The sequence below is a fragment of the Pseudomonas syringae genome, from assembly GCF_001698815.1.
GTDB lineage: Bacteria > Pseudomonadota > Gammaproteobacteria > Pseudomonadales > Pseudomonadaceae > Aquipseudomonas > Aquipseudomonas syringae_A.
In genome coordinates this window covers 67740-89586 of record NZ_LGSI01000072.1, presented here as the reverse complement: position 1 = coordinate 89586, position 21847 = coordinate 67740, and the positions used below count along the sequence as shown (strand labels likewise).

The 21847-nt window shown below is 57.5% G+C and carries 21 protein-coding genes and 5 tRNA genes; 15 read left to right on the top strand and 11 right to left on the bottom strand.

Features of this window, described 5'->3' with window-relative positions:
- Positions 1–34: 34 nt before the first annotated feature.
- Positions 35–307 carry a hypothetical protein gene (locus tag AFK24_RS27280; RefSeq protein WP_065836202.1) on the top strand — a complete coding sequence of 91 codons (273 nt, stop codon included), beginning with the start codon at positions 35–37 and terminating at the stop codon, positions 305–307.
- A gap of 132 nt (positions 308–439) precedes the next feature.
- Here the strand turns inward: AFK24_RS27280 and AFK24_RS27275 are convergent.
- A tRNA-Thr gene (locus tag AFK24_RS27275) sits at positions 440–513 on the bottom strand.
- Between the two features lie 67 nt (positions 514–580).
- Positions 581–1009 carry a pilin gene (locus AFK24_RS31830; protein WP_080482338.1) on the bottom strand — a complete coding sequence of 143 codons (429 nt, stop codon included), beginning with the start codon at positions 1007–1009 and terminating at the stop codon, positions 581–583.
- A 224-nt stretch (positions 1010–1233) separates the two neighbouring features.
- Here AFK24_RS31830 and pilB point away from each other — a divergent pair, with 224 nt between their 5' ends.
- From pilB to yacG, 5 genes are read left to right on the top strand one after another with little or no spacing between them, the layout of a single operon-like run.
- On the top strand, positions 1234–2931 hold the full coding sequence (gene pilB, locus AFK24_RS27270) for a type IV-A pilus assembly ATPase PilB (protein WP_065836201.1): 1698 nt from the start codon (positions 1234–1236) through the stop codon (positions 2929–2931).
- Positions 2932–2933: 2 nt separating this feature from the next.
- Positions 2934–4151 (top strand): type II secretion system F family protein, encoded by a 1218-nt coding sequence (locus AFK24_RS27265; protein WP_065836200.1) that lies wholly within the window; start codon positions 2934–2936, stop codon positions 4149–4151.
- Positions 4152–4153: 2 nt separating this feature from the next.
- The gene (locus AFK24_RS27260) at positions 4154–5026 is read left to right on the top strand and encodes a prepilin peptidase (protein WP_065836199.1); all 873 of its coding nucleotides are present in this window, start codon (positions 4154–4156) and stop codon (positions 5024–5026) included.
- Positions 5023–5646, top strand: coding sequence for a dephospho-CoA kinase (gene coaE, locus AFK24_RS27255; RefSeq protein ID WP_065836198.1), 624 nt, complete (start codon positions 5023–5025; stop codon positions 5644–5646). The genes AFK24_RS27260 and coaE overlap by 4 nt, the downstream gene beginning before the upstream one ends.
- The gene (yacG, locus tag AFK24_RS27250; protein ID WP_065836197.1) at positions 5643–5846 is read left to right on the top strand and encodes a DNA gyrase inhibitor YacG; all 204 of its coding nucleotides are present in this window, start codon (positions 5643–5645) and stop codon (positions 5844–5846) included. Before coaE ends, yacG begins: the two co-directional genes overlap by 4 nt.
- Positions 5847–5868: 22 nt before the next feature.
- On the opposite strand, the gene AFK24_RS27245 is transcribed toward yacG, so the two are convergent.
- Positions 5869–6564, bottom strand: coding sequence for an energy-coupling factor ABC transporter permease (locus AFK24_RS27245; protein WP_065836196.1), 696 nt, complete (start codon positions 6562–6564; stop codon positions 5869–5871).
- Positions 6561–7028 carry a hypothetical protein gene (locus AFK24_RS27240; protein ID WP_065836195.1) on the bottom strand — a complete coding sequence of 156 codons (468 nt, stop codon included), beginning with the start codon at positions 7026–7028 and terminating at the stop codon, positions 6561–6563. Before AFK24_RS27240 ends, AFK24_RS27245 begins: the two co-directional genes overlap by 4 nt.
- Positions 7029–7301: 273 nt before the next feature.
- Between AFK24_RS27240 and AFK24_RS27235 the strand changes: the two genes are divergently transcribed.
- The 5 genes from AFK24_RS27235 (at position 7302) to AFK24_RS27215 (ending at position 11854) form a co-directional block, all read left to right on the top strand.
- The gene (locus AFK24_RS27235; RefSeq protein WP_020291059.1) at positions 7302–7931 is read left to right on the top strand and encodes a DUF1780 domain-containing protein; all 630 of its coding nucleotides are present in this window, start codon (positions 7302–7304) and stop codon (positions 7929–7931) included.
- The gene (locus AFK24_RS27230) at positions 7928–8437 is read left to right on the top strand and encodes an MOSC domain-containing protein (protein ID WP_065836194.1); all 510 of its coding nucleotides are present in this window, start codon (positions 7928–7930) and stop codon (positions 8435–8437) included. The genes AFK24_RS27235 and AFK24_RS27230 overlap by 4 nt, the downstream gene beginning before the upstream one ends.
- Before the next feature lie 62 nt (positions 8438–8499).
- Positions 8500–8673 carry a DUF3094 family protein gene (locus tag AFK24_RS27225; RefSeq protein ID WP_065836193.1) on the top strand — a complete coding sequence of 58 codons (174 nt, stop codon included), beginning with the start codon at positions 8500–8502 and terminating at the stop codon, positions 8671–8673.
- A 68-nt stretch (positions 8674–8741) separates the two neighbouring features.
- Positions 8742–10040, top strand: a complete 1299-nt coding sequence (locus AFK24_RS27220; RefSeq protein ID WP_065836192.1) for an NAD(P)/FAD-dependent oxidoreductase — start codon at positions 8742–8744, stop codon at positions 10038–10040.
- Positions 10041–10369: 329 nt separating this feature from the next.
- Positions 10370–11854, top strand: a complete 1485-nt coding sequence (locus tag AFK24_RS27215) for a sensor domain-containing diguanylate cyclase (protein ID WP_065836191.1) — start codon at positions 10370–10372, stop codon at positions 11852–11854.
- Between the two features lie 159 nt (positions 11855–12013).
- Here the strand turns inward: AFK24_RS27215 and AFK24_RS27210 are convergent.
- From AFK24_RS27210 to rluD, 7 genes are all read right to left on the bottom strand, one after another.
- Positions 12014–12090 (bottom strand) — tRNA-Pro (locus AFK24_RS27210).
- Between the two features lie 102 nt (positions 12091–12192).
- Positions 12193–12268, bottom strand: a tRNA-Lys gene (locus tag AFK24_RS27205).
- Positions 12269–12273: 5 nt separating this feature from the next.
- Positions 12274–12350: transfer RNA gene (locus AFK24_RS27200), tRNA-Pro, on the bottom strand.
- Positions 12351–12371: 21 nt separating this feature from the next.
- Positions 12372–12447 (bottom strand) — tRNA-Asn (locus tag AFK24_RS27195).
- A gap of 307 nt (positions 12448–12754) precedes the next feature.
- A complete protein-coding gene (gene clpB / locus AFK24_RS27190) occupies positions 12755–15319 on the bottom strand; it encodes an ATP-dependent chaperone ClpB (RefSeq protein WP_065836190.1) in 2565 nt (854 codons plus the stop codon).
- 174 nt (positions 15320–15493) lie between these two features.
- A complete protein-coding gene (gene pgeF, locus AFK24_RS27185) occupies positions 15494–16222 on the bottom strand; it encodes a peptidoglycan editing factor PgeF (RefSeq protein WP_065836189.1) in 729 nt (242 codons plus the stop codon).
- Positions 16219–17181, bottom strand: coding sequence for a 23S rRNA pseudouridine(1911/1915/1917) synthase RluD (rluD, locus tag AFK24_RS27180; RefSeq protein WP_065836188.1), 963 nt, complete (start codon positions 17179–17181; stop codon positions 16219–16221). The genes pgeF and rluD overlap by 4 nt, the downstream gene beginning before the upstream one ends.
- 148 nt (positions 17182–17329) lie before the next feature.
- Here rluD and AFK24_RS27175 point away from each other — a divergent pair, with 148 nt between their 5' ends.
- From AFK24_RS27175 to AFK24_RS27160, 4 genes are all read left to right on the top strand, one after another.
- On the top strand, positions 17330–18346 hold the full coding sequence (locus AFK24_RS27175) for an outer membrane protein assembly factor BamD (protein ID WP_065836187.1): 1017 nt from the start codon (positions 17330–17332) through the stop codon (positions 18344–18346).
- A 251-nt stretch (positions 18347–18597) separates the two neighbouring features.
- On the top strand, positions 18598–18837 hold the full coding sequence (locus AFK24_RS27170) for a PP0621 family protein (protein ID WP_080482337.1): 240 nt from the start codon (positions 18598–18600) through the stop codon (positions 18835–18837).
- Entirely contained in the window at positions 18827–20419 is a 1593-nt protein-coding gene (locus AFK24_RS27165) for a sensor histidine kinase (RefSeq protein WP_065836185.1), read from the top strand. The genes AFK24_RS27170 and AFK24_RS27165 overlap by 11 nt, the downstream gene beginning before the upstream one ends.
- Before the next feature lie 5 nt (positions 20420–20424).
- Positions 20425–21762 (top strand): sigma-54-dependent transcriptional regulator, encoded by a 1338-nt coding sequence (locus tag AFK24_RS27160; protein WP_170826405.1) that lies wholly within the window; start codon positions 20425–20427, stop codon positions 21760–21762.
- The last annotated feature ends 85 nt before the right edge of the window (positions 21763–21847 follow it).

Genomic DNA, 21847 nt, shown 5'->3' with positions numbered 1-21847 from the left:
ATGCAGTCGGCCACGCCTGATAACGGACACCGCCATGACTGCCAACTTCGTCTTCGACCCTACCGCCACCTACGACGTAAAAGACCCCGATCAGAAAAACCCCGTCTGGCGCATCCAGGGCCGGCGGGTCTACGCCTACCTCGAACACGACCCGCGCCGCGACTGGAGCGGCGACATCGGCATCCTCGTCCTCTGCTCACCCAGGCGACTGGTCGACCATGAAGGCCACGACATGGCTTTTATCGACGGACCGGACGTCCGCTGCGTCGATGGGCGGCATCTTGGGCTTTATCAGGTGAATGTTTAAAGAGGGGGGCTGTATTGGACGTGAGGTGTTATTGACGACCGCCATAACGCGAAAAGCCCCGCATGTGCGGGGCTTTTCGTTTGCGGCGGTGTAGGTAGGTGAAGCGTAAAACGGTGTAAATCGTGAAGCCGGTGCCGAAAACAGGAATCGAACCTGCGACCTTCGCGTTACGAGTGCGCTGCTCTACCGGGCTGAGCTATTTCGGCTTCACCGCAGCATAGCCGCTGCGGAATAATAGTCCGAGGTAGGCTCGCTCACCTGGCCGCTCAAAAATTATGAACCAGTAGGAGAAGATGCTTTGCAAGAACCGGGCATGTAGTTAGCCGGTGTGCCTGCACACGTCCAACCAGTGATATCAGTACCCGATGTTGATTTGGTTGGAGTCATTACTACAGATGTCGTAGTACCGCTGATCGTACCGCCAACAGTAATGACGCCAGTAGTAGCTCCGACCGTCATAGTTGTCGCGTACGTAGTCGGCACAAATCCCGTTGCGCAGGCGTCCAACGCCGTTAATGAGCCCTTGGAGGCAACAGTTTCTGTAACACACGTGCGCGCACTGCTCGCTGCCAGTATCAATTCCGAAGCCTTCGCGCGAGCGGTGTAGTCCTGATAAGCGGGCAGCGCCACCGCCGCCAAAATACCGATAATCGCAATAACGATCATCAGTTCGATAAGAGTAAAACCTTTCTGTGCCTTCATGGGTACTGCTCCAGTGCGTCAATAAGATGTAACCTGCGGAGATAAAAGCATAGGCCGTGCCAACACAATATTTGCTAAAGCTATTGCTTGTTTCGCATCGACAGCAACGTTTTCAGCGTTAGCTTCCAAGCACAAACTGACAAATTACGTCACATTGCCTCACATCATTGGCAGCAACGCCCGACTACGCTATAAACCTCGCACTGTCTGTGTCTGGTGGTTTTATGAGTGATGTCGTCCTCACCGGTTTGGCCAAACAACTGGTTGTTACCGAACTTCTGAATGAAAAAGCTGCGCAGCAAGCTTTCCAGCAAGCGCGCCGTGACAAGGTTTCGCTGGTCAGCTATCTGGTCCAAAACAAATTGGTCAAGGCACTGGTCCTGGCGGAAATGGCTTCCGATCAATTCGGCATCCCATTTTTTGACCTGAGAAGTCTGGACAAGGATAGCCAGCCCAAAGGTTTGGTCAGTGAGAAACTCATTCGCCAGCATCAAGCGCTGCCCCTGTGGCGGCGCGGTAACAAGTTGTTTGTCGGGATTTCTGACCCTTCCAATCATCAGGCCATTACCGACATTCAGTTCAATACCGGGCTTACGACTGAAGCCATTCTGGTCGAGGACGATAAGCTCAGCGATGCTATCGAAAAGTTTTTTGACTCCAATAGCGGGTTGGGTGATCTGACGGATGTTGATCTAGGTCTGGAAATCGAAACAACCGATGACAGCAAAGAAAGCACTCTTTCCACCAAGGGCGATGCAGACGATGCGCCGGTGGTACGTTTCGTCAACAAAATGTTGCTTGATGCCATCCGCCTCGGATCCTCCGACTTGCACTTTGAGCCCTACGAAAAAACCTTCCGGGTGCGCTTGCGTACCGACGGTATCCTGCACGAAGTTGCCAAGCCGCCGATCCATCTCGCCAGCCGCATCGCTGCACGCTTGAAAGTCATGGCCAGCCTGGATATCTCCGAACGCCGCAAGCCTCAGGACGGACGCATCAAGCTGCGCATCTCGAAAACCAAAGCGATCGATTTCCGGGTCAACACCTTGCCGACGCTTTGGGGCGAAAAGATCGTGATGCGGATTCTTGACCCCACCAGCGCCAAAATGGGTATCGATGCACTGGGTTATGAACCGGAACAAAAAGAGCTGTATCTGGAAGCGTTGCGCCAGCCTCAGGGCATGATTCTGGTCACTGGGCCTACGGGTTCAGGTAAAACCGTATCGTTGTATACCGGCTTGAATATCCTGAACACCGTGGATATCAATATTTCCACTGCCGAAGACCCGGTGGAGATCAACCTTGAAGGCATAAACCAGGTCAACGTCAATCCGCGTCAAGGAATGGACTTTTCCCAAGCACTTCGTGCCTTTCTGCGTCAGGATCCTGACGTAATCATGGTCGGCGAGATTCGTGACCTGGAAACAGCCGAGATCGCCATCAAGGCTTCGCAGACCGGCCACTTGGTCTTGTCGACCCTGCACACTAACAGTGCTGCGGAAACGCTGACTCGCTTACACCATATGGGCGTTGCGGCATTTAACATTGCCACGGCCATTAACCTGATCATTGCCCAGCGATTGGCGCGCAAGTTGTGCCCGCATTGCAAAAAAGAGGCGGATATACCCCGGGAAACCCTGATCCAGGAAGGCTTCCCGGAAGATCAGATCGGCAAATTCAAAATTTACGCGGCAGTTGGGTGCGATCTTTGCAATGGCGGTTACAAGGGCCGCGTCGGTATTTACGAGGTGGTAAAAAAAACCCCGGCGCTGGAACGGATCATTATGGAAGAAGGTAACTCATTGGATATTTCCATCCAGATGCGCAAAGACGGTTTCAATGACCTGCGCACATCAGGACTCAGGAAAGCGATGCAAGGTATTACCAGCCTCGAAGAAGTCAACCGCGTGACCAAGGACTGACCATGGCCAGCAAAGCAGTAAAAGTCGGCACCTACACATGGGAAGGCACGGATAAGAAAGGCACGAAAATGACCGGTGAACTGACCGGGCATAATGTTGCCTTGATCAAGGCCCAGCTGCGCAAGCAGGGTATAACCCCGATTAAAGTTCGCAAAAAATCCGTCTCGATCTTTGGCGAGGGGAAAAAAATAAAACCGTTGGACATCGCTTTCTTCTCACGGCAGATGGCGACGATGATGAAGGCCGGTGTACCGCTGCTGCAGTCCTTCGATATCATCATCGAAGGCGCCGACAACCCGAACATGCGCAAGTTGATCAATGACGTCAAACAGGAAGTTGCCGCGGGCAATAGCTTTGCTACCGCGCTGAGGCAAAAGCCGCAATATTTCGATGAGTTGTATTGCAGCCTTGTAGATGCAGGTGAGCAGGCAGGAGCCCTGGAAACCCTGCTGGATAGAGTCGCTACTTATAAAGAAAAGACCGAAGCACTCAAGGCTAAGATCAAGAAAGCAATGACCTATCCGACCGCCGTACTGGTTGTTGCATTCATTGTTTCCGGCATCCTTCTGATTAAAGTTGTGCCCCAGTTTCAGTCTGTATTCTCGAGCTTTGGAGCAGAGCTACCAGCGTTCACTCAAATGGTCGTCAGCCTTTCCAATGTTGTTCAGGAATGGTGGCTTTTAATTTTAGGTTTGATGGTTGCAGCTTTCTTTCTATTCAAACGCGCCTACAAACAATCGTTAAAATTACGCGATAGCATTGATCGTGGATTGCTGAAAGTACCAGTAATCGGGCCTCTGCTCTTCAAGTCTGCAGTTGCCCGTTTTGCGCGGACCCTTGCGACGACCTTCGCTGCGGGCGTGCCGCTGGTAGAAGCACTGGACTCCGTAGCGGGCGCTACGGGTAACGTTGTATTCCGGAATGCTGTATTGAAAGTCCGCCAAGATGTTTCGACAGGTATGCAGCTCAACTTTTCAATGCGTTCCGTCGGTGTATTCCCAAGTCTGGCGATTCAGATGACCGCCATTGGTGAGGAGTCCGGTGCGCTGGATAACATGCTCGATAAGGTTGCCACTTACTATGAAGAGGAGGTGGATAACATGGTAGACAGCCTGACCAGCCTGATGGAGCCCATGATAATGGCGGTGCTTGGGATCATAGTCGGCGGCCTTGTTATCGCAATGTACTTGCCTATCTTCCAACTCGGAAACGTCGTCTAAAAATGTCCCTCTTCGACTTCCTGGCCACCTCCCCCCTCGCCTTCATCCTATCCGCACTCTTACTGGGCCTTTTAATCGGCAGTTTCCTCAACGTCCTGATCTACCGCCTGCCAAAAATGATGGAAAACGACTGGAAAACCCAGTCCCGGGAAATGCTGGGTCTTCCGGCCGAGCCTGCGGGCGAAACGTTCAACCTGATCCTGCCGCATTCGCGCTGCCCGCATTGCGCGCATCAGATTCGCCCTTGGGAAAACCTGCCGGTGCTGAGTTATCTGCTGCTCGGCGGCAAATGTTCGAGCTGCAAGGCGCCGATCAGCAAGCGTTACCCGCTGGCGGAGTTGGCGTGCGGCGTATTGTCGGCATTTATCGCCTGGCATTTCGGCTTCGGCTGGCAGGCCGGAGCGATGCTGGTGTTGACCTGGGGTTTGCTGGCGATGAGTCTGATCGATGCCGATCATCAGTTGCTGCCGGATGCGCTGGTGTTGCCGTTGCTGTGGCTGGGGCTGATCGTCAACTCGTTCGGGTTGTTCACCAGCCTTGGCGATGCGCTGTGGGGTGCGGTGGCGGGTTATCTGACCCTGTGGTCGGTGTTCTGGCTGTTCAAATTGGTCACCGGCAAGGAAGGCATGGGCCAGGGCGATTTCAAGTTGCTCGCCATGCTCGGCGCCTGGGGCGGCTGGCAGATTTTGCCGCTGACTATTCTGTTGTCCTCGCTGGTGGGCGCGATTCTGGGGCTGATCATGCTGCGTGTGCGCAACGTGGCGACCAGCACGCCAATCCCCTTTGGTCCTTATCTGGCCATTGCAGGCTGGATCGCTTTGCTCTGGGGTGGTCAAATAACCGCCTCTTATTTGCAGTTTGCCGGTTTCAAATGACCAACAGCGTGATCAAACCCTGGATTCTCGGCCTTACCGGCGGCATCGGTAGCGGCAAAAGCGCGGCAGCGCAGTGTTTTATCGGCCTTGGCGTTCACGTGGTTGATGCCGATCACGCCGCACGTTGGGTGGTCGAACCGGGTCGGCCTGCGCTGACGAAAATCGTCGAGCATTTCGGCCCCACGGTGTTGCAAGCCGACGGCACCCTCAATCGCAGCGCCCTGCGCGGGTTGATTTTCGAAGATGCCGAGCAACGCCGCTGGCTGGAAGCCTTGCTGCATCCGCTGATTGCCGAGGAAATCCAGCGCGATCTGGCCAGTGCAACTTCGCCCTACGCGATTCTGGTTTCGCCGCTGTTGATCGAGTCAGGCCAATACAAGCTGACCCAGCGCGTGCTGGTAATCGACGCACCGCAGCAGCTGCAAGTGCAGCGCACCATGCTGCGCGACAGTTCCAGCGAGGAGCAGGTCCAGGCGATTCTCAAGGTGCAGGCCAGTCGTGAAGAGCGGCTGAAACATGCCGACGATGTATTGGTCAACGACCGCGATCACGCCTGGCTGCAAAGCGAAGTCGAGCGGCTGCATCATTTCTATTTAACGTTGTCTGGAGGCCAGTCATGAGCCAAGCAAAAACCGTCGATTGCCCAACCTGCGGCGCACCTGTGGAATGGAGCGCCGCCAGCCCTTCCCGGCCGTTTTGCTCCGAGCGCTGCAAGCTGATCGATCTGGGCGCATGGGCGTCGGAAGAACACGCGATTCCGGTCAGCCCGGATGCCGAAGACGAACTGTTTTCCGGTGATTTCCCCGAACGCGGCCATTGATCAAAACGGCACCGAGCGCCGCTCAGGTGTCGTCGCCTGAGCGCCCGTCATTCCAGGGCGCTGACAGGTAGCGCGTACGATTGAACGTCTCCAGCCATTCAGGACTGAACACCACCAAAGCGCTGACAATCATGCCGTTGATGAAGGCTTCGGGGAAAATGATCAGCCACAGGTAGCCGATGAAGTCGGCAAGCCAGATCGGCATTTCGAACAGCCCTTCAAACCACAACAGACCCAACGCCAGCAACAGGCACAACAACGCCGCCAACGCCGCCGCGAGAAATCCCGAGCAGAAGATGTACACGAACGGGCTTTTCGGTTGCGCCCGCTCGACGAGCATCGCGCAGGCTTCGGTGACCAATACCGGCAGCCCGATGAACAGCAGGCCGTTGACGCCAAGTGCCGCCAGATCCTGGCGACCCAGCGCCACCAATCCCACCTGTGCCACCAGCCCACCGAGAATCGCCAAAGGCCAATCCAGCAGCAGGGTCACGGCGGTCATGCCGATGAAGTGATAGGACACGCCGGTGTCGAAATCCCGCCGCACCAGCCAGAGCAAAAACAACGCGAACACTGTTCCGAACAACAGATGCTGACGGCGGCTGTCGGTAAACAGTTCAACCCAGGGCGAACGCCAGATGGCCCAGCACAACACCGGCACGTACAACAGCCAGGCTGTGGTCATGGTTTCCGCGGTCAGGACCTGCGCGCCGATCATGGTTGTTCAAGCGCCTCCCGTAATTCGTCTGGACCGTTGAATTCGCGACGTTCCACCAGCTTGCCGTCCTTGAGTTGCAGCCATTGCACTTTGCTCGGATCACCACCGTAACCCGGCGCGATCAACGCTTCGCGATCCAGCGCCACGCGATAGGAATACACCTTGCGCATTTTTGGCACGGCGAAAAACTGGGTGATCAAGGCAGGCATCGGCTTGATATCGGCGATGAACACCGTGCGGCGCGCTTCGAGAAAGCCTTTGGGCTTGTCCTTGAGGGCCTTTTCCATGGTCTTGCCGGCGCTCATGCTGCTGGCGACCAGAATCGTCTGGGTTTTGTGTTGGTCCATCGCGTAAGGCTGGTCGAACTGGTCCAGCAGACTCCATGACGGCACAGGGTCGCCGATTTCAATGGCCTGCGCGGTCAATGGCAGCAAAATCAATAACAGGATTGGCCAGAGCTTCAAACGTGGGTTCTCCCGGATCGGTTAAAACCACAGGATAGCCGAGATGAGCCGGGAGATGGCTGTGTAGCAACGTCGCATGGCGGCCGATACTTTTGTAGGACCGGATTCATCCGGGAAGGCGTCGGTGCAGGCACCTTGGGACTTTGGTGCTTGCAATGGCCTATTCGGGAATGAATTCCCTCCTACAGTTTCGAGTCAACAAGTTCTGCGTATCAGCCCTCGAACGCTAAACAACCTTTCAGTTATCGCGAATTGAACGCTAAGCTTGGGCCTATGGATGACTCCGACTACCTTCGCCTGCTCACGATCCAGGCCGAACAAGCCAACGCGTTCCTCTCCAATGCGCGAAAGTGGGAGCGTGAGCGATGGGTTTGTCAGCGCCTGCTACAGGGTTTGAACATACCGCATCGCAATGAAGACTTCGCCGCCGCCGGGCAGGAACCGCCGGATGTGCTGTTTCGCGATGCCTGTTTCGAGGTGTTCTTCGTGCTCGATGAAGGCCGCCGCCTCAACGATGAGTGGCGTGAAGAACTGGCGCGCCGACGCAGCGCGTTTTCCCTGAGCCAGCTGGTACGGCGTGAAGCCAAGCCCAAGCGCATTCCCGCGCCGGAACTGCTGCAACGCCTGGGTCCAACCTTGCGTAAAAAAGCCCACAATTATCGCGAACGCGGCCTGGATCTGGGTGAGCTGGACATCATCGCTTTCGCCAGTCTCAAGCGCGAGGTGCTGGATCTGAACAGTCATTTCCCACCGCCCACCGAATACCTGCGCCAAGGCTGGCGGTCGCTGTCGCTGGTCGGCCCCACCTTTGCCAGGGTGCTGTTTGCCCATCCCGGCGCACCGGATTTTCTGCGGACCAATCTGGGTCGCAGTGTTGTCTTCGATGTTGGAATCAGCTTATGAGCCCCTTGCAAGAACTGCTGGCGGATGTGCCCCAGCAAGGCCGCGTGCGCTGGATCGGCGTGCGTCCAGAATCCCGCGCCGAGATGATCGAACTCGAGGCCGTGGAAGCGCGGCGTGAAGCGGGCCTGACCGGCGACCATTCGCGCCCAGGCCCACGTAACGCGCGCCAGGTCACCTTGATCCAATGGGAGCATCTGGCGGTGGTCAGCTCGCTGCTCGGTCGCGCTGCCGAGCAACCCATCGTGCCGCAGGATTTGCGGCGCAACCTGGTGATCAGCGGCATCAATCTGTTCAGTCTCAAAGGCCGACGCTTCAAGGTCGGTCAGGCTATTCTGGAAACCACCGGTTGGTGCCAGCCCTGTGCCCGCCTGGAGCAACGGCTTGGGCATGGCACGTTTCAAGCCGTACGTGGGCATGGCGGCATCACCGCCCGAGTGATCCAGAGCGGAATTATTCGCCTTGATGACTCATTGCGCGTCGAACCGCTGGATTTCATCGCCGACTAGCCGTTCTATCCAAAGAGGTTGCTTATTTACCCAAGAGGCAGCTTTTTACCAGAGAGGCATATATGTCCAGCCGTCTGAACCCTGAAGACCAACAACGTGTCGAAGAGTACCTGCAAGCTCCCCAACATCAAGTCGAGCGCCGGCCTTTTCGGCCATGGCTGCTCCTGATCGTGGTGGTGGCTGTTGTGGTTGGCCTGGGCCTGTTGAGCCGTTTGTTGAGCTATCTGACGCTATGAGCCGCTTGTCGCGCTCCCGCAGATCCGCCCTCGCCCCCCGAATTCCTTAAACCTTATGAGATATCTCTATGACGCATCGTATTGTCATCGTTGGCGGAGGCGCCGGCGGTCTGGAGCTGGCTACCCGTCTGGGTAAGACCCTGGGCAAGAAAGGCACGGCCATCGTCACGTTGGTGGACGCCAATCTGACCCACATCTGGAAACCATTGCTGCACGAAGTGGCAGCGGGCTCGCTCAATTCCTATGAAGACGAGCTGAACTACGTGGCGCAAGCCAAGTGGAATCACTTTCAGTTTCAGCTCGGGCGCATGACGGGGCTGGACCGCGAGCAACGCCAGTTGCATCTGGCCGCGACGCTGGACGAAAACGGCCAGGAACTGGTGCCCGCGCGCAGCCTGGACTACGACTCGCTGGTGATTTCGGTCGGCAGCACCACCAACGATTTCAACACCCAGGGCGCGGCGGAACATTGCCTGTTCCTCGACACCCGCCTGCAAGCGGAAAAGTTTCACCAGCAACTGCTCAATCAATACCTGCGCGCTCATGCTGGCCAAACCGACATCACCGAAGAAATCACTGTGGCCATCGTCGGTGCCGGTGCGACCGGGGTGGAGCTGGCGGCCGAATTGCACAACGCGGCACACGAACTGGCGGCTTACGGCCTGGGCCGCATCAAGCCGGAAAATCTGCGCATCACGCTGATCGAGGCAGGCCCTCGGGTACTCCCGGCGCTGCCTGAGCGAATCGGTGGCCCGGTCCACACCACGCTGGAGAAACTCGGCGTCACGGTCCTGACCAATGCGGCGGTCAGCGAAGTCACCGCCGACAGCCTGATCACCGCCAGCGGCCAGGTTATCCCGGCCACGCTGAAGGTCTGGGCGGCTGGCATCCGTGCGCCGGTTTTCCTGCATGAGCTGGACGGCCTGGAAAGCAATCGCATCAACCAACTGCAAGTGCGCACTACCCTGCAAACGACCCGCGACGACAATGTGTTCGCCTTCGGTGACTGCGCCGCCTGCCCGCAAAAAGGCTCGGACCGCAACGTCCCGCCTCGGGCCCAGGCGGCGCATCAACAAGCCTCGCTGCTGGTTAAATCCCTGCGCCTGCGGATCGAAGGCAAACCGTTGCCGGACTATAAATACACCGATTACGGCTCGCTGATCTCGCTGTCGAAATTCTCCGCCGTGGGTAATTTGATGGGCAACCTGATGGGCAGCGTGATGCTCGAAGGCTGGTTGGCGCGGATGTTCTACATCTCGCTGTACCGCATGCATCAAATGGCGTTGTACGGCACCTTCCGCACACTGATGCTGATGCTCGGCAGCCGCATCGGCAAAGGCACCGAACCGCGGATGAAGCTGCATTGATGCGATAACTCTGCTCTGTAAATACCGTCTTATAGAACATTAGGTAGGAGGGGACTTGTCCCCGAAAGACGGTAGCTCAGGCAGCGTTAACCTTGCGGACTTTTGTTGTCAGGACCATCGCATTCGGGGACAAGTCCCCTCCTACCGGTCGTTAAGTACTCAGGAGCGAATTTGCTCGCGAGGCGGCCAGCTTGAGTACATAGGCTCCGTTGGAGCGAGCTGCATTTCAACGTAGGTGGTTATTGGTTCTTCGTGAGGCGCGAGCCATCCAATTGACAAGGTAAGTGGCGCAGACAATCATTCGCGTCACCTGCTTTTGGATGTCGGTGATGATCGCTCCACCTGAAAAATTTTGGCAGCGCCCCGGTTTGCTGTTCTGCGCGCTGCTCATGTTGATTCACTTCGCCAGCGTCAAACTGACCTTTTTTTGCGCGGTCACACCGGACAACGTAGTCGTCGTATGGCTCCCCAACGCGGTATTGCTCGCGGCGTTGTTGCGGGTTCGAGGGCGGCGCGCGCCGCTGCTGGCTGCCATCACCTTCAGTTCCGACGTACTGGGTAATCTTGGCGTGTTCAGCTGGTACGAAGCCGTCTTGCTCAGCGCCGTCAATCTCACCGAGGTCGTCGTCACTTACCTGCTGATGAAACGCAGCGGTGCCTCCCCGCGCTTGCAGCGCCTGGAAGACCTGGTCAAGTTCGTCCTCGCCGGACCGCTGACCGGAGCGCTGCTCGCCAGCCTGATGGCAGCTTTCGTGCTCCAGCAAGTCGGCGGCGTTACCAGCCACTATCTGACGCTGGTCCGTTTATGGTGGTTCGGCGATGCACTCGGCCTGCTGATCTACACCCCGCTGCTGTTGGCCTTGACTCAGCCTGCGCTGCAGAAAATTCGCCTGACGCGGTTCGACCAGGCCTTGTTGGTCATGACCCTCATCGTGGTGACCTCAGTCATCGTCGAACACTACGGCGGCAACGTGGACGAAATAACCGTCACGCCGACACTGCTGCTACCGGGTGCGGCCGTCATCGCCTTTCGTTTTGGCATCCGCCTGACCACCATATTCGTCGCACTGGTGTCGCTGTCGATCACGATGATGATGACCATGGGGCTCAAGCCGTTCGGCGGTCTGTCCATGCAGCTGGAAGTGCTGCGCGCCCAGGAGTTTATTTTCACCCTGAGCCTGATCGGCATCGGCTTTTCCATTCTGCTCAAGGAAATGCAGATGCGGGAACTTGAGCTGGAGACGCGGGTGCGCAGCCGTACTCATGAACTGGAAGTGTCGAACCGACAACTCGCCGCAATCAGCGCCACGGATGGTCTGACCGGCATTCCCAATCGTCGTCAATTCGACGAAACCCTGACCACCGAGTGGAACCGCGCGAGCCGCAACGGCCAGAAATTGATGCTGGCGATGCTCGACGTAGACTTGTTCAAGCAATACAACGACCGCTACGGCCACCAGGCCGGGGATGAGGTGCTGCGCAGGGTGGCAGCAGAGCTGACCGCGCATGTACGTCGCAACGGCGACTTTGTGGCGCGCTACGGCGGAGAGGAATTCGCCATCATCTTGCAGTCAACCAGCGAAGAACACGCGCGGGCATTCGCCGACACGATTTGCCGGGAGATAGAGCAACTGCAGCTGCCACACGATATGTCGCCGTTCAAGAGCCTGACGGTAAGCGTGGGCGTTGCGGTAGTCGCTCCCGATGGGCAATCGAGCATCACCGACTTCCTGAAAGCCGCCGACACCGCGCTGTACCGCGCCAAGCAGCAGGGACGTAACCGGGTGGAATGGGCTGTGCAAAGGGCTGGCTAAACGAGTGATTGTTGGAGCGAGGCTTGCCCGCGAAAGAACGATAACGCGTTGGATCTGGGCCACCGAGGCGCCTGATTCGCGGGCAAGCCTCGCTCCAACGAACAGACGCAAAAAAGCCCAATTCAAGCGCAAGGCTTCAATCGGGCTTTTTTGTGAAGATGGTCGGGGTAAGGGGATTCGAACTCCTGACATCCTGCTCCCAAAGCAGGCGCGCTACCGGACTGCGCTATACCCCGTTTTAAACTTTTTAAAGACGCCTCAACCAGCCGTCTGCGATTTGATGCTAATGGCATCAGATCTATAAGATCCGGCCCCAACATTACTGTTGAGGCCAAAAATGGTGGGTCGTGTGGGATTCGAACCTACGACCAATTGGTTAAAAGCCAACTGCTCTACCAACTGAGCTAACGACCCAAAAATGGTCGGGGTAAGGGGATTCGAACTCCTGACATCCTGCTCCCAAAGCAGGCGCGCTACCGGACTGCGCTATACCCCGATACAGCTACATATTGAAATCTGGCTCCACGACCTGGACTCGAACCAGGGACCCAGTGATTAACAGTCACTTGCTCTACCAACTGAGCTATCGCGGAACTTATCGATTTCAGATGTAACTTCTACAACTTTACAACCTTGAACTAACGCGCTGTTAACTTGTTAATTCGTCCTCTTCGCTGTGTTTGCATCGCTGCGTTCACGTCTCTGAGGCGCGCTATTCTACAATTTTAAAAACAGGTGTCAACCCCCTAAATTGCTTTGAAGACAATGATTTGCGATTTTTTTTCAGATCGCCTTTGGAACAAGACAAATCGGGGGATTCTGCCCAATCAACCCTTGCAGCAATCAACAGCAGCCGCTTGCCAGCGATAAATCTTTGCAGGCAAGCGGCCTGGCTATTTATCAACCAAACACGATCTCGTCGTTTACCACGGTACCGGTGACGCTCGAACCGGGCAGCAAGCCGCCCGACAGGATCAACTGCGCCAACGGATTCTCGATCCAGCGCTGGATCGCACGCTTCAGTGGCCGTGCGCCATACACAGGGTCGTAGCCAACCGCGATCAGCTTGTCCATCGCCTCAGGGCTCAGTTCAAGCGTCAGCTCGCGTTCGGTCAGACGAGCACGCAAACGGCTCAGCTGAATATCGGTGATGCCGGCGATCTGGTCGCGAGCCAGTGGCTCGAAGATCACCACTTCATCGATACGGTTGACGAACTCCGGCCGGAAGTGGGTGCTCACCGCATCCATGACCGCCGCGCGTTGCGCCTCACGATCGCCCACCAGCTCCTGGATTTGTGCGGAGCCCAAGTTCGAGGTCATGACGATCACCGTATTACGGAAATCCACCGTACGGCCATGGCTGTCGGTCAGGCGTCCGTCTTCGAGCACTTGCAGCAGGATGTTGAACACATCCGGATGCGCCTTCTCGACTTCATCCAGCAGGATCACCGAATAAGGCTTGCGACGTACCGCCTCGGTCAGATAACCGCCCTCTTCATAGCCGACATAGCCAGGCGGCGCGCCGATCAGCCGCGCCACGGAATGTTTCTCCATGAACTCGGACATGTCGATTCGCACCATGGCCTCTTCGGTGTCGAAGAGGAATTCCGCCAATGCCTTGCACAGCTCGGTTTTACCCACGCCGGTCGGGCCGAGGAACATGAACGAGCCGCTCGGGCGATTCGGATCAGACAACCCGGCACGGGAACGGCGCACGGCGTTGGAGACGGCTACTACCGCTTCGTCCTGGCCAATCACGCGCTGGTGCAACAGGCTTTCCATCTTCAATAGCTTGTCGCGCTCGCCTTCGAGCATCTTCGCCACTGGAATGCCGGTCCACTTCGACACAACTTCAGCGATTTCTTCTTCAGTCACTTTGCTGCGCAGCAACTGATTCTCCGGCTTGCCGTGCTGATCGACCATTTGCAGGCTGCGTTCCAGGTCCGGAATGATGCCGTACTGCAATTCAGCCATGCGGTTCAGATCGCCGCGCCGACGTGCGGCTTCCAGCTCCTGACGCGATTGCTCGATTTTTTGCTGGATCTGCGCGGAACCGGTGACTTCGGCTTTTTCCGAGGTCCAGATCTCTTCGAGATCGGCGTACTCGCGTTCCAGGCGGACAATCTCTTCCTGAAGTTTTTCCAGGCGCTTGATCGCTGCTTCATCGTCTTCTTTCTTCAGCGCCTGGGATTCGACCTTGAGCTGAATCAGGCGACGCTCAAGGCGATCGAGCACTTCAGGCTTGGAATCGATTTCCATACGAATACGGCTGGCCGCTTCGTCGATCAGGTCGATGGCCTTGTCCGGCAACTGGCGGTCGGTGATATAGCGATGGCTCAGCTTGGCCGCCGCGATGATCGCGCCGTCAGTAATGGCGACTTTATGGTGAACTTCGTAGCGTTCTTTCAGGCCACGCAGAATCGCGATGGTGTCTTCTTCGCTAGGCTCTTCCACCAGCACTTTCTGGAAGCGCCGTTCGAGGGCCGCATCCTTCTCTATATATTGACGGTATTCGTTGAGCGTGGTCGCACCGACGCAATGCAGTTCGCCACGGGCCAAGGCTGGCTTGAGCATATTGCCCGCATCCATTGAGCCTTCGCCTTTACCGGCGCCGACCATGGTGTGCAGTTCGTCAATGAACAGAATGATCTGCCCTTCCTGCTTGGACAGCTCGTTCAGCAGCGACTTCAGACGCTCTTCGAACTCCCCCCGGAACTTGGCGCCCGCGATCAGCGAACCCATGTCCAGCGACAACAGGCGCTTGCCCTTGAGGCCGTCCGGCACTTCACCATTAATGATGCGTTGCGCCAGACCTTCGGCGATGGCGGTTTTACCCACGCCAGGTTCGCCGATCAACACCGGGTTGTTCTTGGTCCGGCGTTGCAGCACCTGGATCGTGCGACGAATTTCATCATCGCGACCGATCACCGGATCAAGCTTGCCCTCTTCGGCGCGCTTGGTCAGGTCGACGGTGTATTTATCCAGCGCCTGACGCGACTCTTCGACGTTGGCGTCGTTGACTGCCGCGCCGCCGCGCAAGTTAGTGATGGCATTTTCCAGGGCTTTCTTGCTGACGCCTTGGCCGAGCAGCAATTTGCCCAGCTTGCTGTTCTCGTCCATGGCGGCGAGCAGCACCAGCTCGCTGGAGATGAACTGGTCGCTTTTCTGTTGCGCCAGGCGATCAGCCTGATTCAGCAGACGCGCCAGATCCTGGGACATGTTGACGTCGCCGGTGGGATTCTGGATTTTTGGCAGCTGGTCGAGCTCTTTGCTCAATTCCTTGCGCAGGCTGTTGACGTCAAAGCCGACCTGCATCAGCAACGGCTTGATGGTGCCGCCTTGTTGCTCAAGCAACGCCTGCATCAAATGTGCAGGCTCAATGGCCGGATGGTCGAGGCCGACCGCCAGTGATTGTGAATCAGATAACGCTAACTGTAATTTGCTGGTCAATCTATCGATACGCATTTGTCACCTTCCTATATAAGCAGGCCGGAGCAATGAACACACACCTATGACGAAAACCTGCTGGATGCCAAATAGATGCGGGCGATTGTGCGAGATTCAAGCAGCGTTTGATTGATGCAGGTCAGAGTTTCTGCCAAACAAGCCTAGCTGGCTCGCGGGCGGACTGCAGGACGATCAGGCGTGATCAATCCAGATCAGAGAAGCGAAACGACCGATTCGGGAATTTCGACGGTAGGAATAGAAGCGTGAATCGGTAAAGGTATCGAAACCGCCGCCATAAACGGCAGTAATTCCGTGGGCTGCAAGGCGCAAACGCGCCAGGGCATAAATGTCGGCCATGAAGCGTCCAGGATTTTCGCTGGGTATAAAAGCTTCGTCTGTTTGCCGATGACTGCTTATAAAGGCTTCACGGACTTCCGCGCCGACTTCGAATGACGGCTGGCCGATAGCCGGTCCGAGCCAGACCATGATTTGCGCGGGCGGCACATCCAGACTGTCAGCGGTTGCTTCCAGAACTCCAGCCGCCAACCCACGCCATCCGGCATGGGCCGCAGCGACGCGCTTGCCATCCAGTGTACAAAACAGGGCCGGCAGGCAATCGGCGGTCATGATGGTGCAAGCGATGCCGGGAGTCGCCGTCCAGCTGGCGTCGGCTTCCATGACACGTGATGGATCCGCTTCAGCCACTACAACGCCGTGGACCTGCTTCAACCACGCGGGATGAATATTCAACGTTGACGTGAGGTGCAGGCGATTGCTGGCGACAGCTTGCGGGCTGTCATCGACATGATCGCCCAGGTTAAAGCTGTCGAACGGCGCCAGACTGACGCCGCCCTTTCGGGTCGTGACACAGGATTTGATTCCCGCAGGCGCGGGCCAGTCGGGAATCAACCAGTCATTCACCCGATGAACGCCTCGCGATCTTGCTTGAGCAGCGACAGCAGCCAGACGAAATCGTCAGGCAATGGCGATTCCCAGCTCATGCGCTTACCGGTGGTCGGATGATCCAGCTCCAGGAAACGTGCGTGCAAGGCCTGGCGCGGGAAGCTTTTCAGCGACTCGACCATGGTCACGCTCGCCGCTGGCGGAATACGGAAACGACCACCGTAGGCAGGGTCACCGACCAACGGGTAGTTGACGTGCGCCATGTGTACGCGGATCTGGTGAGTACGACCGGTTTCCAGCTTGACCCGCACGTGCGTGTGGGAGCGGAAACGTTCGAGTACGCGGTAATGACTGACGGCTTGTTTGCCGCCTTCCATGACTGCCATGCGCTGACGCTGCTGACCGTGACGGCCAATCGGCGCGTCGATCTTGCCGCCGGCCGTGACCACACCGATCACGATGCACTCATAAACCCGGCTGACCGTGCGGTTTTGCAACTGGGTCACGAGCTGGGTCTGGGCCTGAATGGTCTTGGCGACCACCATCAGACCAGTGGTGTCTTTGTCCAGACGATGCACGATACCCGCACGCGGGACGTTGATGATGTCTGGAACGTGGTGCAGCAAAGCGTTAAGCAGTGTGCCATCGGCATGACCGGCGGCAGGATGCACAACCAGCCCGGAAGGCTTGTTGATCACCAGGATTTGATCGTCCTCGTAGACGATATCGAGCGCAATATCCTGCGCAACCCATTCACCTTGGGCTTCCTGTTCGGCAATGAGCTGCAAAACAGCGCCGCCATGCACGATGTCACGTGGACGCAATACGTCCCCGTCCACTGTCAGGCGACCGTCTTTGATCCAGGCGGAGAGGCGCGAGCGCGAGTGCTCAGCGAATAATTGTGCGGCGACTTGATCGAGGCGTTGACCGCCCAAATCGGACGGCACCTCTGCGCGAAGTTCTATATTTTCGGACATGGCCAGACTAGGTGGCGGCTAGCCTTTGGTTTCGGCAGCGCGCTTGTGGTTAAATACGGCGTCTTTTGCCCCGGGGGTTCCGCGGGGCGCCCATCATAACAGGACGGTCACGCCCAAGACAGCGACCGTTATAGGGACGCAAGCCGCCATGCAAGTGAAACACCTGCTGCTGATAGCCATCCTCGCACTCACCGCTGCCTGTTCGTCGAAGGAAGTGATCGACGAAAACCTGAGTGAAGTCGAGCTGTACCAGCAGGCGCAGGCCGATCTGGGTAATAACAGCTATAGCACTGCCACTGACAAGCTCAAGGCACTGGAATCGCGCTATCCGTTCGGTCGCTACGCCGATCAGGCTCAGCTCGAACTCATCTACTCGAACTACAAGAGTGGTGAACCGGAGGCTGCGAAATCGGCTGCCGAGCGCTTCATTCGCCTGCATCCGCAGCATCCGAACGTGGACTACGCCTATTACATGAAAGGCCTGACCTCTTTCGACCAGGATGTCGGCCTGCTGGCGCGCTTCCTGCCGCTGGACCAGACCAAACGTGACCCGGGCGCGGCACGCGACTCGTTCAACGAGTTCGCCCAGCTGACCAGTCGTTTCCCGAACAGCCGTTATTCGCCGGACGCCAAGCAGCGCATGATTTATCTGCGCAACCTGCTGGCCTCCTACGAAATCCACGTAGCCGACTACTACCTGACGCGTCAGGCCTATGTCGCTTCGGCGAACCGCGGCCGTTACGTGATCGAAAACTTCCAGGAAACCCCATCGGTGGGCGACGGCCTTGCAGTCATGGTCGAATCCTATCAGCGTCTGCACCTGGACGACCTGGCGGCTACCAGCCTTGAAGTGCTCAAGACCAACTACCCGAACCACCCGCAACTGGTGGACGGTCAGTTTGTGCCGCGTGAAGCCGAAGCCGACAACCGTTCGTGGCTGTCCAAGGCAACACTGGGCCTGATCGAAAGCAGCCCGCCGTTGCCACCGGGTCAGACTCGTGCCAACCAGGACGTGATCAAGCAGTATCAAGATGCCAAGGAAGCGATCCCTCGCGAGCTTCTGCCTGAGAACCAGGACGAAATCGACGAGCAGGAACACGAAGCGGAAGGCAATAACAACAACCGTTCATGGTTCAGCTACATGACGCTGGGCGTCTTTGACTGATTCATTTGCGGATTAAAGAAGAGACCTTCGGGTCTCTTTTTTTTCGACTTGTTGGAGCGAGGCTTGCCCGCGAAGAACGATAATTCGGTGGGTCTGGTTCACCGAGGCGCCTGATTCGCGGGCAAGCCTCGCTCCAACCGGGCCGGTGTTTACTGCACAATGGTGCGGCGTCTGATCGCCGCTGACATACAAGGAGCGCAACAGACATTCCTTCGCTACACTGCGAAATCTCAATCACCAAGCTGGTAGTCATGATTCGCTTAATTATGTGGGTTGCGCTGATCGCGGCAATCGTATGGTTCATCAAGCGTCTGCTTAATCCTCCCGCCAAAAAAACCAGGGCGCAAGCGCCCGAAATTGCCGCCGCACCCATGGTTCGTTGCGCGCAATGCGGTGTTCACCTGCCTCGCGACCGCGCCTTGAGTCAGGATCAGCAATGGTATTGCAGCGAGGCGCATCGGCTAGAAGGCCCCGCCGCACGTGATCGCTGAGGCTCTTTCCCTCGGCAGTCCCCAAGCCCAGCGGATTCTGCGGCTGTACCACCTGTATCGACTGACCATTGGCATCATGCTGGTCCTGTTGATCTCCAGCGGCATGGACACCGAGCTGCTGGAGTTCGTCAATCCGAATCTGTTTCGGACCGGTTGCTGGCTTTATCTGGTGTTCAACATCCTGGTCGTGGTGCTGCTGGATCGGCCGGGCCACAAGGCGCAGCTTTTCGCCCTGGCCATGGCCGACGCCATCATGCTTTCCGGATTGTTTTATGCCGCAGGCGGCCCACCCAGCGGCATCGGCAACCTGTTGATTGCATCGGTGGCAATCAGCAACGTTCTGTTGCGCGGACGCACCGGTGTGGTGATCGCGGCCGTCTCGGCCATTGGCATTATTTACCTGACGTTCTACATCAGCTTCAGCAGCCCTTCCGCCGCCAGCCATTACGTGCAGGCCGGTTCGCTGGGTGCCTTGTGCTTCGCGGCAGCCCTTATGGTGCAAGCACTGACCCGCCGACTGCACATCAGCGAGGTGCTGGCCGAACAGCGCGCAACTGACGTCCACAACCTGGAAGAACTCAATGCGCTGATTCTGCAGCGCATGCGCACCGGGATTCTGGTTCTGGACGCCCGTCGCCAGGTAGTGCTGGCCAACCAGAGCGCACTGATCCTCCTGGGCCATGAAAACTTGCTGGGCGAGACCATCGACAGTTATTCACCGCAACTGGTCACGCGCTTTCGCCAATGGTTGATCAATCCGGTTCTGGTGCCGCAGAGCATTTCCACTTCGGCCATCGGGCCAATCCTGCTGCCGACATTCGTCGCGCTCAATCGGGGCGAGCAGCGCCAGACACTGATTTTTCTCGAAGACCTTTCGCAGATTTCCCAACAGGCACAACAACTGAAGCTGGCCGCGCTGGGTCGCCTGACCGCTGGCATTGCCCATGAAATCCGTAATCCGCTGGGCGCCATCAGCCACGCGGCGCAACTGCTGCATGAGTCCGAAGCGCTGGAAGGTGGTGACCGCCGCCTGAATCAGATCATTCAGGACCAGTCGCAACGCATGAACCGGGTCATTGAAAACGTGCTGCAACTGTCGCGACGCCGACAAGCTGAACCGCAGATGCTTGATCTCAAGGCCTGGCTCGAACAGTTCGTCGCCGAGGCGCGCAGCCGCGCAGCACCCAACCAGACCGTTCATCTGGCGATTGAAGCCGCGCCGCTGACCACCCGCATGGACCCGGAGCAGCTCACTCAGGTATTGAGCAATCTGCTGCAAAACGGTTTGCGCTACAGTGGTAAGCAGCATGCACGCGCGCAGGTCTGGCTTCGGCTGTTTCAGGACCCACGCAGTGAATTGCCAGTACTGGAAGTGCTCGACGACGGCCCCGGCGTAGCTGACGAACATTTGAGCAAGCTTTTCGAACCGTTCTACACCACCGAAAGCAAGGGCACCGGCCTGGGCCTTTATCTTTCGAGAGAACTTTGCGAGAGCAATCAGGCACAGCTGGACTACACATTTCGGGAAGGTGGCGGCAGTTGCCTGCGCATCACCTTCGCTCACCCGTTGAAGTTGAGTTGACCATGATCCAGCGACAAAAAATTCTGATCGTCGATGATGAACCAGACATTCGCGAACTCCTGGAAATCACCCTTGGCCGGATGAAGCTCGATACCCGCAGCGCCCGCAACGTCAAGGAAGCCCACGACTGGCTGGCACGCGAAGCCTTCGATTTGTGCCTGACCGACATGCGCCTGCCGGACGGCAACGGCCTGGAGCTGGTCCAGCACATCCAGCAGCGTCACTCGCAAGTACCGGTGGCGATGATCACCGCTCACGGCAACCTCGACACCGCGATTCACGCGCTCAAGGCCGGAGCGTTCGACTTTCTGACCAAACCCGTGGATCTGGGCCGCCTCCGGGAACTGGTGAGCAGCGCCCTGCGCCTGCAAGCGCCCAGCCAGAGCGAACGCAGCATAGACCGCCGCCTGCTGGGCGATTCGCCGCCCATTCGCGCCCTGCGCCAGCAAATCGACAAACTGGCCCGCAGCCAGGCGCCGATCTATATCAGCGGCGAGTCCGGCAGCGGCAAGGAGCTGGTGGCGCGGCTGATTCATGAGCAGGGACCGCGCATTGAACGACCATTTATTCCAGTCAACTGCGGGGCCATTCCTACCGAGCTGATGGAGAGCGAGTTCTTCGGCCATCGCAAAGGCAGTTTCAGCGGTGCCCACGAGGACAAGCCAGGACTGTTTCAGGCAGCCAACGGCGGTACGTTATTTCTCGATGAAGTCGCTGATTTGCCGCTGGCGATGCAGGTAAAACTGCTGCGCTCGATTCAGGAAAAATCCGTGCGCAGCATCGGCGATCAGCAGGAACAGGTGGTGGATGTGCGAATCCTGTGTGCAACCCACAAGGATTTGAGCGCGGAAGTGGCGGCTGGACGTTTCCGGCAGGATTTGTATTACCGCCTCAACGTCATCGAACTGGCTGTGCCACCGTTGCGGGAACGTCGCGAAGACCTTGATCAACTGACGGCACATGTTCTACAGCGCCTGGCGAACGGTTCGGGGCAAGCGGCTGCACGCCTTGAACCCCAGGCGTTGTCGGCCCTGAAAAGCTATCGGTTTCCGGGGAACGTGCGCGAACTGGAGAATATTCTGGAGCGCGCCTACACCCTCTGCGAAAACCATCGCATCGACATTGGGGACTTGCGCCTTGCGCAAACCGCCGGCCCGCTTGAACAGGACGAACACAACCTCGCCGATATCGACAACCTGGAGGACTACCTGGAAAACATCGAACGCAAGATCATCCTCCAGGCGCTGGAAGAAACCCGCTGGAACCGCACGGCTGCGGCGCAGCGCCTGAAACTGACGTTTCGGTCGATGCGATATCGACTCAAGAAACTCGGTCTGGAATAGAGCCTAAAACTGTAGGAGCGAGGCTTGCCCGCGAAGGCATCGTTTCAGACGATGGATATGCCGACTGAAATACCGATTCGCGGGC